The 13,419-nt window shown below is 60.8% G+C and carries 14 protein-coding genes; 10 read left to right on the top strand and 4 right to left on the bottom strand.

Going from position 1 to position 13,419, the window contains the following annotated elements; genetic code table 11:
* Nucleotides 1-16: 16 nt before the first annotated feature.
* Both pyk and JKL46_RS19645 read left to right on the top strand, forming a co-directional pair.
* On the top strand, nucleotides 17-1,438 hold the full coding sequence (pyk, locus tag JKL46_RS19650; RefSeq protein ID WP_201836227.1) for a pyruvate kinase: 1,422 nt from the start codon (nucleotides 17-19) through the stop codon (nucleotides 1,436-1,438).
* Between the two features lie 125 nt (nucleotides 1,439-1,563).
* Entirely contained in the window at nucleotides 1,564-2,541 is a 978-nt protein-coding gene (locus JKL46_RS19645; RefSeq protein ID WP_201836225.1) for a tripartite tricarboxylate transporter substrate-binding protein, read from the top strand.
* A gap of 540 nt (nucleotides 2,542-3,081) precedes the next feature.
* Here the strand turns inward: JKL46_RS19645 and JKL46_RS19640 are convergent.
* Together JKL46_RS19640 and JKL46_RS19635 are read right to left on the bottom strand one after the other, a co-directional pair.
* The gene (locus tag JKL46_RS19640) at nucleotides 3,082-3,291 is read right to left on the bottom strand and encodes a hypothetical protein (protein ID WP_201836223.1); all 210 of its coding nucleotides are present in this window, start codon (nucleotides 3,289-3,291) and stop codon (nucleotides 3,082-3,084) included.
* Between the two features lie 105 nt (nucleotides 3,292-3,396).
* Complete coding sequence (locus JKL46_RS19635; RefSeq protein ID WP_201836221.1) at nucleotides 3,397-3,738, bottom strand: hypothetical protein; 342 nt, start codon at nucleotides 3,736-3,738, stop codon at nucleotides 3,397-3,399.
* A gap of 451 nt (nucleotides 3,739-4,189) precedes the next feature.
* Between JKL46_RS19635 and JKL46_RS19630 the strand changes: the two genes are divergently transcribed.
* The 7 genes from JKL46_RS19630 to JKL46_RS19600 all read left to right on the top strand — a co-directional run bounded on the left by JKL46_RS19630 (nucleotide 4,190) and on the right by JKL46_RS19600 (nucleotide 10,249).
* Entirely contained in the window at nucleotides 4,190-4,510 is a 321-nt protein-coding gene (locus JKL46_RS19630) for a hypothetical protein (RefSeq protein ID WP_201836219.1), read from the top strand.
* Between the two features lie 395 nt (nucleotides 4,511-4,905).
* Nucleotides 4,906-6,246, top strand: a complete 1,341-nt coding sequence (locus tag JKL46_RS19625) for a tyrosine-type recombinase/integrase (protein ID WP_201836217.1) — start codon at nucleotides 4,906-4,908, stop codon at nucleotides 6,244-6,246.
* A gap of 855 nt (nucleotides 6,247-7,101) precedes the next feature.
* Complete coding sequence (locus tag JKL46_RS19620; RefSeq protein WP_201836215.1) at nucleotides 7,102-7,359, top strand: hypothetical protein; 258 nt, start codon at nucleotides 7,102-7,104, stop codon at nucleotides 7,357-7,359.
* A 62-nt stretch (nucleotides 7,360-7,421) separates the two neighbouring features.
* Nucleotides 7,422-7,619, top strand: a complete 198-nt coding sequence (locus JKL46_RS19615) for a hypothetical protein (RefSeq protein WP_201836213.1) — start codon at nucleotides 7,422-7,424, stop codon at nucleotides 7,617-7,619.
* On the top strand, nucleotides 7,616-8,194 hold the full coding sequence (locus JKL46_RS19610) for a hypothetical protein (RefSeq protein ID WP_201836212.1): 579 nt from the start codon (nucleotides 7,616-7,618) through the stop codon (nucleotides 8,192-8,194). Before JKL46_RS19615 ends, JKL46_RS19610 begins: the two co-directional genes overlap by 4 nt.
* 1 nt (nucleotide 8,195) lies before the next feature.
* On the top strand, nucleotides 8,196-9,746 hold the full coding sequence (locus JKL46_RS19605) for a DUF3987 domain-containing protein (RefSeq protein ID WP_201836210.1): 1,551 nt from the start codon (nucleotides 8,196-8,198) through the stop codon (nucleotides 9,744-9,746).
* Nucleotides 9,743-10,249 (top strand): hypothetical protein, encoded by a 507-nt coding sequence (locus JKL46_RS19600; RefSeq protein ID WP_201836202.1) that lies wholly within the window; start codon nucleotides 9,743-9,745, stop codon nucleotides 10,247-10,249. Before JKL46_RS19605 ends, JKL46_RS19600 begins: the two co-directional genes overlap by 4 nt.
* Before the next feature lie 735 nt (nucleotides 10,250-10,984).
* Here the strand turns inward: JKL46_RS19600 and JKL46_RS19595 are convergent.
* A complete protein-coding gene (locus tag JKL46_RS19595) occupies nucleotides 10,985-11,170 on the bottom strand; it encodes a helix-turn-helix domain-containing protein (RefSeq protein WP_201836201.1) in 186 nt (61 codons plus the stop codon).
* A 322-nt stretch (nucleotides 11,171-11,492) separates the two neighbouring features.
* Nucleotides 11,493-11,975, bottom strand: coding sequence for a DUF6894 family protein (locus JKL46_RS19590; RefSeq protein ID WP_201836199.1), 483 nt, complete (start codon nucleotides 11,973-11,975; stop codon nucleotides 11,493-11,495).
* A gap of 1,004 nt (nucleotides 11,976-12,979) precedes the next feature.
* Between JKL46_RS19590 and JKL46_RS36890 the strand changes: the two genes are divergently transcribed.
* A complete protein-coding gene (locus JKL46_RS36890) occupies nucleotides 12,980-13,270 on the top strand; it encodes a PilZ domain-containing protein (RefSeq protein ID WP_201836198.1) in 291 nt (96 codons plus the stop codon).
* The last annotated feature ends 149 nt before the right edge of the window (nucleotides 13,271-13,419 follow it).

The following is a 13,419-nucleotide window of genomic DNA, read 5'->3' as shown; positions in this document are numbered from 1 at the left end:
GCCGGCCGAAGGAACCATGCGCCGTTACCGTCGTGCCAAGATCGTCGCCACCGTAGGCCCTGCAAGCGCCTCGCCCGAGATGCTCAAGGAACTCTTCCTGGCCGGCGTCGATACCTTCCGGCTCAACTTCAGCCACGGAACGCATGGGGACCACGCCCGCGTTCACGCGGCAATCCGCTCCCTCGAGACGGAAATGAACCGTCCGATCGGCATCCTTCTCGACCTTCAAGGCCCCAAGATCCGGGTCGGCACGATCAAGGGCGGCCGGATGCCAGTCGAGGCCGGTGAAGGCATCCGCTTCGTGTTGACGGGCACCGAGGGTGACAGGATGGCAATTCCCTTGCCCCATCCGGAGATCTTCGCGGCCGTTGCCCCGGGGGATCATCTCCTGATCGACGACGGCCGCGTGCGGGTTCGCGTGACAGGTCCTGGCGAGGATAGCATTGATGCCGAGGTCGTCGTCGGTGGCGTGATCTCGGACCGCAAGGGCGTCAACCTTCCCGGCACGGTTCTCGACCTGTCGCCGCTGACGGCCAAGGATCGTGCGGATCTTGCCTTCGGGCTCGAACTCGGCGTGGACTGGATCGCGCTGTCTTTCGTGCAGAAGCCCGGCGACATGATCGAGGCGCGTGGCCTGATCGGCGACCAGGCCGGACTGGTGGCGAAGATCGAGAAGCCCTCCGCTCTCGACCACATCGACGACATCATCCGTCTGTCCGATGCGGTGATGGTTGCCCGCGGCGATCTCGGCGTCGAGATCCCGCACGAGGATGTTCCTGGTCGCCAGAAGGAACTCGTGCGCGCCTGCCGGCTCGCCGTAAAGCCGGTGATCGTTGCGACGCAGATGCTCGACTCCATGGTCGCCGCTCCCACACCGACGCGCGCGGAGGCTTCGGACGTGGCGACGGCGATCTATGACGGCGCCGATGCCGTCATGCTGTCGGCGGAGTCGGCCGCGGGCCGGTATCCCCGCGAGGCGGTGGAGATGATGGACCGCATCATCCGCAGCACGGAACGGCACAAGCTGTATCGCTCGATCATCGAAGCCTCCGAGCCCAGCGAAGAGCAGACGGCGCCGCATGCCGTCGCGGCTGCCGCCGCGGATCTGGCCGAGGTCATCCATGCGCCTGCGATCGTCGCGTTCACATCCAGCGGCACGACCGCGGCCCGCATCGCGCGCAAGCGTCCGTCGGTGCCGATTCTCGCGATGACGCCCGATCGAGCGGTATCCCGGCGCCTCTGTCTGCTGTGGGGCGCGCACAGCATCCTGTCGGAGAACGTCCATTCCTACGAGGAAATGGTCGCACGCTCGGCCGAAACGGCGATGGCGGAGGAATTCGCGCGTCCGCCGGATCAGATCGTCGTCGTTGCGGGAATTCCGTTCGGACAGGCGGGAACGACCAACAACCTGCGTGTCATCCAGTTGGGCCAAGCCTGAGCGAGTGCGAGCCCCACCCCCATCAATCAGTCCGACAGGAGCGGGATGAGTATTTGTTGCGTAACGCGTGGCGCGTGTGCGGCGTCGGTCCTCCAAAAACATGAAACTGAGGGAAGGAAGTGCATATGAGACGGTCAATCTTCACGCTCGCCGCGGTTCTCGGCATCGCTGCGACGGGCGCACAAGCGCAGGGAACCTATCCGACGCGACCGATCACGCTGGTGGTGCCGTTCGCCGCCGGCGGCACGACCGATGTGGTAGCCCGCCTCATGGCCGATCACATGAGCCGTACGCTCGGCCAGCAGCTCGTGGTCGAGAATGCGGCCGGTGCCGGCGGTACCGTTGGCTCCGGCCGGGTCTCCAAGGCCGAGCCCGACGGCTATACGCTGTTGATGGGCAATCTCGGCACGCACGCGGCGAGCGTCGGTCTCTACCCGAAGCTGGCCTATGACCCGCGCACCGACTTCGTGCCGATCATGAACTCGGCCTCGACGCCGATGCTCGTGGTCGCCAAGAAGGACCTTCCCGTCAAGGACTTCAAGGAATTCGTCGTCTATCTGAAAACCAACGCGCCGAAGATGAACTACGGCTCCGGAGGGGTTGGCTCCACATCGCACCTGACCTGCCTGTTCCTGGAATCTCTCCTCGGTGTGAAGCCGCAGCATGTGCCGTTCCGCGGGTCCGGACCGGCGCTGAATGCGCTTCTCGGCGGCCAGGTCGATTATGTTTGCGATCAGACCGTTGCCATCGTGCCGACGGTTCAGGCGAAGGAAGCCAAGGGACTCGTTGTCGCGGTTCAGAATCGCATTGCGGTCACACCTGATGTCCCGACTTCGGCGGAACAGGGACTGCCGCAGTTCCAGGCGACGGGCTGGAATGCCCTCTTCGCCCCGAAGGGCACGCCGAAGGAGATCGTCACCAAGCTCAATGCCGCCGCCAGGGCTGCCCTCAAAGACGAGAACACGCGCAAGCGCCTGCTCGATCTCGGCGCCGAGCTGCCGGACGAAACGGCCCAGACACCCGAGGCTCTCGCCAAGCTCGTCAGCTCAGAGATCGACAAGTGGGTGCCGGTCATCAAGGGTGCAGGTGTGACCGGGCAGTAGTATTCAGGGAATGGCCTGCTCGAAGGCCTCGTCGCAATGTCGCCGCGGCGGCATTGAAGGTCGTTCTTGAGGCTGTCGACCGGGATGATCGCCTGGTCGAACTGATCCTTCCGATTGAACGGAAGGCCGTGCAACGGTCCCGCCATGGAGGCCCGGCCGAATGCCGGCTTTCGCCACCCGGGCCGCCGCGGGCGCGGTCTACACATCAACCGATTGTAGGCGAGGAAAGTGCCGTCGCCTCCCTTCGTCAAAGCACCTGGATTTGCAGCAACGCAGTACGTCGAGGACAACAACGAGATTGATGCACAGACGGACATCCTCGACGCGGACGACACGAAGACAATAAAGTGTCGGACGTGGCGCCCCGGTGAACAGCTAGCAGACCTCACTGGGGCACCACGGGTCTTCCAGTGGGGGGCACAGGAAAACCGAATGTGAGAGTAAGCTGCGGGAGCTCACGCTCAACATCTCGTAAGGCGATACCCGCCGTCCCGTAATCGCCGCGATGAGCATCGGGATAGGTCGCACAACGCGAAGTGTCTAGAGGCAGGCGTTTATATCCAATCTGTAGATCTGCTGCCGAAGCGTGAGAGGCTCCTGGTTCAGGGTCGTACAGGTGCTCAGCAAGACATAAGCAGAGGAAGCCAGTACGATGAGCATGATGAACCCCACGGTCGCAATGATCGGCCATCCGACGCGGCTTGCGCGCTCGATCTGGTCGCGCAGATCTGTATCTTTCTGGTCACGCATTCGCTTATAGCCAACCCAGGGCCGTCGACCCGGCCTGTCGAAATAAACTAGACCGGCTATTAGCTCATGCGAGTGGGGGTGCGCCAATACGCCTTTCCGGATAGCTTATCGTTTCGTCTCGGACCGCAAGCGCATTTCAGCTTTCACCTCTTTGAGCTGTGTATCGACAGCCCTTCTCTGGTCGTTCAGGCGGTCGAACTCCGCTTGCAGCTCGCCGTCTGTCATTCCTGCCAGGGAGGGCAGCCTCGCCTTCCGGCGGGCTCCCCGTGTCAGCTCACGCATCAACGCAAGGACTCTTGGACCGATATGCGGGAGCTGGAGCCAATGAGTATCCGGGAGGCTGGCGACCTCCCGGATGGACGGGCGACGGCCCTCGAACTCCTCCAGGATTGTCTGTCTGATGCGGACGGGAAGCTCTTCAAGCGGGAACGGGTCATCAAGCTGCAAGGGTGATCCTTGGGTCCTGTGTCGGGCTACAAGGGTGCTGGTAAACAGCGATGTCGGTAAGCGCGATTCCGAGGGACGACGGAAGGAGGGCGATTTCCTAAAGGGTAGTGCCTCGCGATCGGCCGAGCTCGATAGTGAATTCGATGAGGCAAGAGGGAGGGACAGGGTTCGCCTTCCGGCGACAACCGTTTGTTAACGTCTCAGGCGCAGCCTTCTCGTGTGCCGAGACGGCATGGTCATTGTTTCGCCTGGGGCTGGCCGTGAAAGGCGGCCCGTTTGAGTGCCAAGCGCAACTGGCACGTTTCTTCGGCGAACATTCCGCCATGAAGACGGTAGACCTCGGCCGTGCAGGAGTATGCCGTCAGTGATGACTGGAGCGACGGTTTCACAGATGGGACCTTGATCGTCCCGCACAGGTACGACGCATCGACCGGTACTGAGAGGAAAAGCCATGATTATCCGCATCATCACCGCCACAAGCCTCTTGTTTGCTGCCACCGGCGCCATTGCCGCGCCTGCGAAGCCGAATCATGCCACGACGGTCGTCATCACGAATTCCCGTGAGGTCCCGGCGACGGCTGTCTCGGTTGGAGTTGACGGACAAACCGTGCGGCTGGCCACGCCGCTGCCCCCGAAAGCCAAGACCACGTTGAAGCTGCCGAAGATGACAGGCTGCATGGTAGCCGTGGCAGCAACCTTCGATGATGAGTCTACGGCGGAACTGCCTGACCTGGATGTCTGCAAGGACAGGAACGTCCGGTTTACGGATTAGAGATTGCGGCGCCTGACTTCGATTCCTGACAGGGTGAATCCCTGTCAGCTCTCGAAGCGGGAGCGAATGGGGCCTGAGCCGAGCTGACCAGCCTCGGCGATACGACGGCGATCACTTCGTTGCCCACCCTCTGCGAGCCCGGGCAGGAGGAGCATCGATATTACGCGCGCCAAGCGATTGAAAAACCTGAGTGAAAACTTGGTGGAGCTGAGGGGATTCGAACCCCTGACCTCTGCAGTGCGATTGCAATGGTCAATCGATTTCCCTGATTTACCGGCGTTGACCGAAATCTACCAAAGCCTTATTTTAAATAGGGTTCGGGGATCAGGATAATTATTGGGGCTCGCCTGAGTTGACCCGAAATTACCGTTTCCTGCTTACCCGGTGCTTACCCAATGCCGAAACTGACCAAGCGGGTCATCGATGCTCTCCAGCCCAAAGCGGGAGGCGATGTGTTTGCTTGGGATGATGAGCTACCGGGCTTTGGGCTGCGGGTGAAGCCGTCCGGAGCGAAGTCATTCATCCTGCAGTATCGGAATCGCAGCGGGCGCAGTCGTCGGGTGACCATTGGGCGCTTTGGGGTATTCACGGCCGAGCAGGCGCGGCACCAAGCACGCTTGGCGTTGGGTGATGTGGCCAAGGGCGACGACCCGGCAGAGCGAAAGGCCGCCGACAGAAGTGCCGTCACGGTCGCTGACCTATGCCGAGAATATCTCGACCGTGCGGAGAAGGGGCTCATCCTGACCCGCAAAGGCAAGCCGAAGAAGGCGTCCACGCTTTCCACCGACCGAGGGCGGGCCGAGCGCCATATCCTCCCGCTCCTGGGGCACCGGACGGTCAAGGATCTGACAACCGCAGACCTGCGGGCCTTCATGCGCGATGTGATTGCCGGAAAGACGGCGACCGATGTGAAGACCAAGGCGCGAGGACGCGCCATCGTAAAGGGAGGCAAGGGCACCGCGACCCGTACGATGGCATTGCTCAGCACGATCCTGACCTATGCGGTCCAGGAGGGATGCCGGGCAGACAACCCAGCTCGCGGCATCGTCCTGCCGTCATACAACAAGCGCAAGATCCGGCTCGATGCCGAACAGTATGCTGCATTGGGCCGCTCTCTGACGGCGGCAAATGCGCGAGGCGAGCCCTGGCAGGCAGTCCTGGCCATGAGTCTGTTTGCGCTGACCGGCTGCCGCGCCAGCGAGATCACCGGCCTGAAGCGGGCCGAGTGCGATCTGAGTGGATCATGCTTGAGGCTTGGCGACACGAAGACGGGCGCAAGCGTGCGCCCTCTTGGAAAGGAGGCCTTGAGAGTGCTTCGCGATGCCATGGCGCGCAGCAACAGCGCCTATGTGTTCCCGGCCCTACGCGGGTACGATCTGGACAACCCGAAAAGCACCCTGAAACCATACCAGGGCCTCCCGAAAGCCTGGAAGCGGATACGAGCCGCTAAAGCTCCAGATGGACAGCAGGTTGCCGAGCCGTCCATTGCGTCCCTAACGCCGCACGGGCTCCGGCATTCGTTTGCATCCGTCGCAGATGACCTCGGGTTCACCGAGGCCACTATCGGCGCGATGCTCGGGCACTCGAGTGGTGGTACGACACGAGGCTACATCCACAAGCTGGACCCGGCCCTGATCTCGGCAGCGGATCGCGTCTCACAGCATATCGCAGCCGCGATGGAAGGTGAGTTGCCAAGCGCAGACGTCGTGGGGCTGCATGGGGACGCAGTAGTGTAATGCAGAGTCCTATGCCTCCAAGAGAAAAATCGCTGCGGCGGCGTGCTTGCGAGAAGCGTTTGGTCTATGCCAAGCAGCAAGCCAACGTTGATCACATCTTGGACGCAGTCGGACTTGAGCATGTTCCGAAGTGGATCAACACGCGTCGCTTGCGGGAAGATATCAATATGGCCGGTGTCCTCGCGGCCAGCCTGGCTGAACTAGATAGCAGTCGGACTTGGCGTGAACGTGTAGAGCGCCTCGAGAAAATCGAGCGAACCGCCAGGAGGCTGAGAAGGCTTCTATCAGACGATGTAGGCAGGTGGGCGCAACAGGAGCTTGGTCAAGTGTTTCCGCTTGGAGAAGGTGGTCTGCGCCGGCAGCGGAGAGACCCAGCACCGTCCGTCACGGGATTAGTTTTCGGCTTAGCTCGCCTAGCTCGTGCGGCGCGGCGGAAGCGGGAGCAAACAACGCCAGATGCACCTTGGCGGCAAGATGAGAGCGTCAGCGATTGGCTACTTGGGAGGCATCTGCCGAAAATTTACGAACGCTGGATTAGGCGGCCCGCGGGGCGCAGCAGAACTTTCAAGGCCGATAACGGCAAAGCGGATGGCCCGTATATACGTTTTGCGTGTTTGGTCACAAATGAACTCGGCTATCAATACAGTGAAGAGACGGTTGTCAAAGCACTCTCTAACATAAAGTCCGGTGCTAAACGGCGAAGAAAGCCCAAGGGCGAGATAGATGCTCGATGATCCAACATTGGGCAACTCGAATGAAAAATTTCCGAATTGCCCAACGTGCGGCGAGCGCCTCGTATCTCCAGAATGACCAGCGTCACCCGAGCACTCCGCTCTTAGATGACGTGAGGTTAAAATGTCCATCGAACGCAGTTCCTCGAAGCAGAAGCGCCGCTTTCGGCGCGATGCAGCGAGCGACTATCTGAAAGAAGCGTGGGGCTTGTCATACGGCCCGCGCACCTTGGCCAAACTAGCCTGCGTCGGCGGCGGCCCGCCCATGGAGTACGCTGGTCGCTTCCCCCTTTATCCGCAGGACGGCTTGGACGAATGGGCTGCCGCGAAGATCGGTCCCCGCGTCAACAGCACATCCGAGCGCCAGCAGTTCGCCGCCTGATCCCTTCACGAGGAAGCCCTGCCAGAGGTGCGAACTCGGGCAGGGCTCAAAGGTGATTTTCGATGAAATTCAATTCTATCATGCCGCTGGTTAAGCGGCAAACCTTTCGCGACTCGTCCGACGCCCTGTGTTGCTTCGATACGGTCGAAACCTCTGTTCCCTATGCGGTCTTTCGCATCGCCCGCGAAGCGCGCGTGAGCTTGGCCCAGGCGGCTCTGATCGCCCAGTTGCTCGGCATCTCGACGGAGACGCAGCAATGAACGTTCTTTCCGCTAGCGCCCTCGGTCGCATCTCCAGGACGTTCGACTGCAATCACAACCTGCTCCCCCGCGAAGTCGAAGAAATGGAGCGGCTTGGCATTCCGGCCGACGCGCTTGCGGGGCCTTCACCCGTGCGTGCCGACTACGTGGTGTTCGATAACCTCGGCTTCGAATTCGAATGTCACACCGAGGTCGGCAAAGACGGCACACGGGCGTTTCTTTTTCCCGTCACCGATGGTCATGGTGTTGCTCGCGATGTCGTTGCGTGGAGCCCGCAGCTCGGCAAGCTTGCGACTTGGCTCGGCCGCGCGTGGGCACTCGGCGAGGATACGATCAATGCGCCCCGCCTCTCAGATCATGGCGCCTTGCCTGTGCATCGCACCCCTGTTGGCTGGCTAAGAGCCCGGCAGCGCGGCATTTGCCTCGTGCGCCCGCAGGCGGCGGCGCATTATCTCGAAGCCGCAGGTCCGCTTCTGGCCGAGGACGCTGAACACGGGGTCGAGTTGAAGCGGCTTCTCACGCGTCCCGCGCCTCGCATCCTCGTTTCCGTCTCCACCTTCAAGAAGGCGTCCTGAAATGGACCAGTTCATCGAAATCAATGAAGACATGGTCGCGGCCTCGCGTCCGAAAGCAAACGGCCTGTACAATGACAGCCCGTCCTGGCCTGCACCTGATCTGAGTCTGCTCGGCAACGGGCGCAGGCCGGCCCCGGCCTTTCCTCTAAGTCTCATGGGTTCCCATTGGGCCGGTCTGATCGAGCGCTGGGGACAAGGAGCCTCGGCTCCGGTCGATTATGTGGCGAGTACTCTTCTTGCCTCCGCTGGAGCGCTCCTCGCCAACGTCCGCTGGCCACGGGCCGGCGTATCCTGGATCGAGCCGCCGCTTCTCTGGATCTGCAACGTCGGCTCACCTTCTACTGGCAAGTCTCCGGCGATGGGCGCCGTATTCCATCCTCTCCAGCAGGTGGAGGATCGGATGGCTGCGGATTTCGAGCAGATCGTTGCCGCCTATGAGATGCAGCGCGAGACAGCGAAAGCCCAACGCGAGGCATGGGAGGCGGAGGTCAAGGCCGCCATGCGAGATGGTGGCGAGACTCCGCTCAGGCCGGAAAGCGCCGTTCTTCCGGAGGAACCGGTACGTCCACGGGTACGAGTCATGGACGCAACGGTCGAAAAGCTCGGTGCGCTCTCGGCTGCCCTGCCGCGTGGTCTGCTTCTGATCCGCGATGAGCTGGCAGGCTGGTTCGGAGCCTTCGACAAGTATGGCGGCGGGGGCTCGGATCGGGCGTTCGCAATCGAGATGTACGGTGGGCGCCGATACACCATCGATCGTATGAAGAACCGCGAGCCGCTGCATGTCCGACACCTGTCGATCGGGGTTATCGGCGGCATTCAGCCCGACAAGTTGGCTGGCGTGATTGACGGTCTGGATGACGGCCTGCCCGCACGATTCCTGTGGGTGTGGCCGGATGCCCTGCCTCGGTTCACGATCGCGCGCGATATTGCCGACGATAGCACCGCACAGCAAGCCTTCGAGCGCTTGGCAAGCCTTGCGCTGGGCTCTGACGCCCGCGGCAATCTTGAGCCGATCGTCATCCGCCTTGCGCGGGACGCCGAGGACATGCTCGAGGAGTTCTCTCGGGAAATGCTCTCCAGGGCCGAGGATGCCAGCGGAGCGTTTTCCGGTGCGCTCGGCAAGACCCGTGGGCAGGCCCTGCGCTTGGCCACCGTTCTGGAGTTCCTATGGTGGAGTGCCGAAGGCGGGCCTGAGCCCGAGCAGATCACGCGACAGGCGATGGTCGCCGCCTGTGGTCTCCTCGACGGCTATTTCGTCCCCATGGCGGAGCGGGTGTATGGCGATGCTGCCATTCCAACCCCAGAGCGCCTTGCCATGGCTCTGGCTCGCCATTTGAGGCGGGCAAGATTGCGGGAATTCAATGCCCGAACGCTGCGACGGGAAATCGGCGGATCTCTGCGGGATGCGGCAGCGATGGAAACTGCGTGTGCTGCTCTCGTCGAGGCTGGATTGATCCGAGAAAACTTCACCCGGAGACCCGGTGCAGCTCCCGGCCGGACTGCGCGCAACTATGAGGTCAACCCGGCGGTATTCGGAAGTGGCTGTCAATGAGCAAGTGGCTCGCCCTCGCGCAGCAACAGATTGACTCTGCCACCCGTGTGCCGTTTGCGCCAATAGAGCCAATAGCTACTGAAAGCAGTCTTCCGGGTGCTGTGCCAATAGTGCCGTTTGTGCCGATAGCCCCTGAAACCCGACCTATTGGCACTAATGGCGCTATTGGCACAAAGCCCGAGGACGACACTTCCGAGCGGCAGGCAATCGCGGAAATCGAGGGTGGCGTCACGCTCGTCTTCTCGCTCGCATTCGCGGCTTTCCAGATCGGTTGCTCGGCAGGCTGCTCCGTCGACTTGTGGCAGAGAGCAATAGACGATGCGGGCCGCTTCCTCGACCAGCATGGACACGCCGCTGCGGCGCTCGGTTGGATGGCCGCCGATCTGTTCGCCGCTGACGGGCTTGCCTGGGCCTTGAAGGGCGCGGCTGTCGTCAACCTCACGGCGACAGCCGCGACGCTTTTGGACGGGCGGGTTTTCAGGCGGAGCGATGAAGGTTCGTAGGATAGAAGGTGCGTAGGGATGAACAGGCCGCTCCGCGTTAAGGCCAGGACTTCGTGCTCGACTGACGTGATAGAAGCAACGTGATCGAAATAGCTCTGGGCGACGCTCGACATGAAAAGCCCCTCCACACTCGGTGGAAGGGCTCAACGGGAAGATCACTCATGCGTGCTGTTGTGACAAAAATTCTTTAGGAGAGAAGTTGTTCCCTCCACGAGGGCGTAGTCAGTGGATTTCAGGGCGGCCCGTTCGTAGCGATCGGCGAATGCTACCAGAACAAAATTCTCATCAGTAGGAATTTAGCCTCCCATTCGAGGTACGGCTATTGCCCAGAAGCGAAGCGCCGCGTCGGCAACTATACGGTCCGCGTGCCTGGCCGTGACCCCCTAATCTACGAACAGGCACGAGAGGCCGGAGAGAGCATGTCTTCGGCCTCTCTCCCACGAAAACGACCCCTTCGATATGTCGGGAGCGACAGGCCTTCTCAACCCGGCTTCGGAGAGAGATACCCGCCTAGCCCCATGCGCCCATAAGCATCTGCTTGGCTGTAGGGGCGAACATCCGAGGGCTCAGGTCGGCGGTTGCATCGCTTGCAGCACAGGCGGCCGATCACAGCATCAATACTAGCGCTGTCCCCGACACGCATGGTTTTCCACCAATGGATGACGGTCCAACCGCAGCCAGAGCAGTGGACCTCGAGCCCTTCCTTTCCCAAGCGCTTCAGATCGCCGACTCTCGTCACGACAGGCGGCCCCGAGGCGGCATGGGCAGATCCTTGAAGGTATAGCCGAGCACGGCGTTGGTTATGGTTGAGCGTCCGACCCGGTAAGTCTGAGCCAGCTTCTTCAGATTTCGCTCGCCGGCTGCGTAGCGCAGTCTCGCCTCCAACACCTGTTCGACCGTCAATTTGGTGGTCCGTGACATGATCCTGCCCAGCTCAATTAGAACGGACAGTGAACATTCTCTCTCAGGATAGGAAAGCCAATAAGGTCTGAGATTTTTCCCCGCAGTCCACAGAGAAGCGAGCGCGCTAATATTCGGTGCTCTTACGGAAAGTCCGGTTCCGGCAGGTTTGCTGCCTTCGGGCTAGCGCCTCAGTTGTACCATCGGCAGACGTTCCAAGCTTGCGGCAGCCCATATGGCGTTCGCGGTTGCTGACAGGGAGGCAGGCCTTGATCACGGTCATTGCCGCGGGCAGCTAGGCGTTAAAGCGGCGAACAAGCGCCGCCGGGACCATCGGGAGTTCCTATGACAGCGGTGTTCCGGAAGGCACTTCCTTGAAACAGCGGCAAAGGTGCTTCTCGCAGCCGAACTCGTCTTCAATTAGGACTTGCGATGCCTTTCGCTCGGCGCATCGGGTCTCGACCATCTCCCAGACCAGCGTCTCGGCCGAGGAGCGTTTCGCGAAGCCGCCGACAAACTCATCATCGTGATAAATCAGCCAGCCGAGGTGGCCGCCGACGATTTTGTAGGTGGCGTGAGTTTGCGGCCAGGACGGCGCAAGAAGTTCGGAGAACGGCAGGCGGAAAACGATCTCACCCAGCTCGTCCTCGACCTCGATGGCATAGTTCCGGGCATCGTAGCCGTGGGACTCGAATACAAGTTTGAGGGTTTGAGCAGACCGCACCACTGCGCTCCAGGCTGTCTCCGCATCCGGGTAGTCGAGGCCGGACTCGTCGTAACCGATACGTCCATCTTTGCAGCGAATGTGAAGGTAGAAGCGTGGCATGAGATCCCTCGCAACTCTCCAGGGGACGGCAGACATAAGGCCGTCCGAAATGATCTCAGTTTTTTCCCGGCTGGCAAGGGAGCGTCATAGAAGTCGAGGCACTGGGTGCCCTAATGGATCGAAGTATCATGGCTGCTGCCGCCACTTCCCCAGACCGGGGCATCCTATCGAGGAAACCGCCCGAACGGACCAAGACTTTCAGTCATTCTGTACCGATCTCGCCGAGGCCGAGACTGCCCCTCGCCGACCATCAGCTCTCTTCATACACGTGAGGTCCCCTTGTTCTGTCCACGATAAGCGGATCTGCGGAATGATCGCTCCTGGGCTGGGCGAGATGACGGGGGTCAAGCTCCTTCGAGGCCTTCATTCGAAGCGGAGTTGAATGCCTGCAAGGTCGCTGTCTGACAGTATCGTTGTCCAAATCTCTCCCGGAGTAGCCGGCATGGCTTGGGTCAGGGTGCCCGTCGTCACGATCTCTCCAGAGCGAAGGTGATCATCCGTCGGGCGGCGCGCCAGTTCGTGAACGAGAAATCTGAAAGCCTGGATTGGGCCCCCAAGAACATCGTGACCATGGCCGGAGGTCAAGACCTCTCCGTTCCGCAGGAGATCAACTTTCAGGGTCGACAGCGCTTTGCCCCAGTTTTGCCGGTTATCGGATAGGGCGTGACGCTCTCCAAGCAGGAGCGCGACATGAACTCCCTGAGCCGCAACAGCGTCCGGCGGTTGAAAGGTCCAGCCCGGAAAAATCGACTGAACGATCTCGAAGCCGTGTGCGACCCACTCAATGCACCCGAATTTCCGATAAGTCACAGTATGGTAATGTCAGGACGTAGCACCGAGTTTGCTTGACCTAATGAGACACAATCCTGTGCTCAAGAAGATTAGAAGTGTACGATTAACATAGTTAAACCTCCCGATCAGTCGGTCGGGGTAAATTGACCTTTTGGGACAGCGATAACTGGCGTCGCGCTGGTTATGTTGTACGGTCCAAGGGGTCAGCCGCGGTGGATGAGCGTCGTTCAAGGAAGCGCTGGCACTCTGTTCTCAAGGGACAGATTGTGTCTGATGACCACCCGTTGCTCATCGAGTGTACCGTACGGGATCTCTCGGATACGGGAGCCAAAATCCGTCTTTTCAACACTTGCGAGCTGCCGTCCGAGTTCAATCTTGAGATCCCCAGCAGACGACTACGAGTTCAGTCGCGCGTGACATGGAGCCGAGGGAGCGACCACGGCGTCATGTTCTTGGAAAAGGTAAAAGCCTGGACTGATCCGGTACGCACCGCGGCGCCGTAATTCGCTCGCCCGCGTGAAAATCGCCGCGCGAGATTTCGCATAACATCCAGTATGGAACAGGTTAGTACCCATCCAATTGTACAGTCTACCTTCACTGGTTAAACCGGGTGATCCTTCCGAAAGTCTGCACAACAGAGAGCATGGATGAG

The organism is Microvirga zambiensis WSM3693 (assembly GCF_016735695.1).
Taxonomy (GTDB): Bacteria; Pseudomonadota; Alphaproteobacteria; order Rhizobiales; family Beijerinckiaceae; genus Microvirga; species Microvirga zambiensis.
This window is presented reverse-complemented; position numbering and strand designations above follow the sequence as displayed.

Excerpts from the sequence above, each read along its gene's own strand:
- JKL46_RS19615 (WP_201836213.1), top strand. The coding sequence starts at position 7,422 with ATGAAATTCAATTCTATCATGCCGCTGGTTAAGCGGCAAACCTTTCGC.
- JKL46_RS19640 (WP_201836223.1), bottom strand. The coding sequence starts at position 3,291 with ATGCGTGACCAGAAAGATACAGATCTGCGCGACCAGATCGAGCGCGCA.
- JKL46_RS19645 (WP_201836225.1), top strand. The coding sequence starts at position 1,564 with ATGAGACGGTCAATCTTCACGCTCGCCGCGGTTCTCGGCATCGCTGCG.
- JKL46_RS19610 (WP_201836212.1), top strand. The coding sequence starts at position 7,616 with ATGAACGTTCTTTCCGCTAGCGCCCTCGGTCGCATCTCCAGGACGTTC.
- JKL46_RS19620 (WP_201836215.1), top strand. The coding sequence starts at position 7,102 with ATGTCCATCGAACGCAGTTCCTCGAAGCAGAAGCGCCGCTTTCGGCGC.
- pyk (WP_201836227.1), top strand. The coding sequence starts at position 17 with ATGCGCCGTTACCGTCGTGCCAAGATCGTCGCCACCGTAGGCCCTGCA.
- JKL46_RS19605 (WP_201836210.1), top strand. The coding sequence starts at position 8,196 with ATGGACCAGTTCATCGAAATCAATGAAGACATGGTCGCGGCCTCGCGT.
- JKL46_RS19595 (WP_201836201.1), bottom strand. The coding sequence starts at position 11,170 with ATGTCACGGACCACCAAATTGACGGTCGAACAGGTGTTGGAGGCGAGA.
- JKL46_RS19600 (WP_201836202.1), top strand. The coding sequence starts at position 9,743 with ATGAGCAAGTGGCTCGCCCTCGCGCAGCAACAGATTGACTCTGCCACC.
- JKL46_RS19630 (WP_201836219.1), top strand. The coding sequence starts at position 4,190 with ATGATTATCCGCATCATCACCGCCACAAGCCTCTTGTTTGCTGCCACC.
- JKL46_RS19590 (WP_201836199.1), bottom strand. The coding sequence starts at position 11,975 with ATGCCACGCTTCTACCTTCACATTCGCTGCAAAGATGGACGTATCGGT.
- JKL46_RS19625 (WP_201836217.1), top strand. The coding sequence starts at position 4,906 with ATGCCGAAACTGACCAAGCGGGTCATCGATGCTCTCCAGCCCAAAGCG.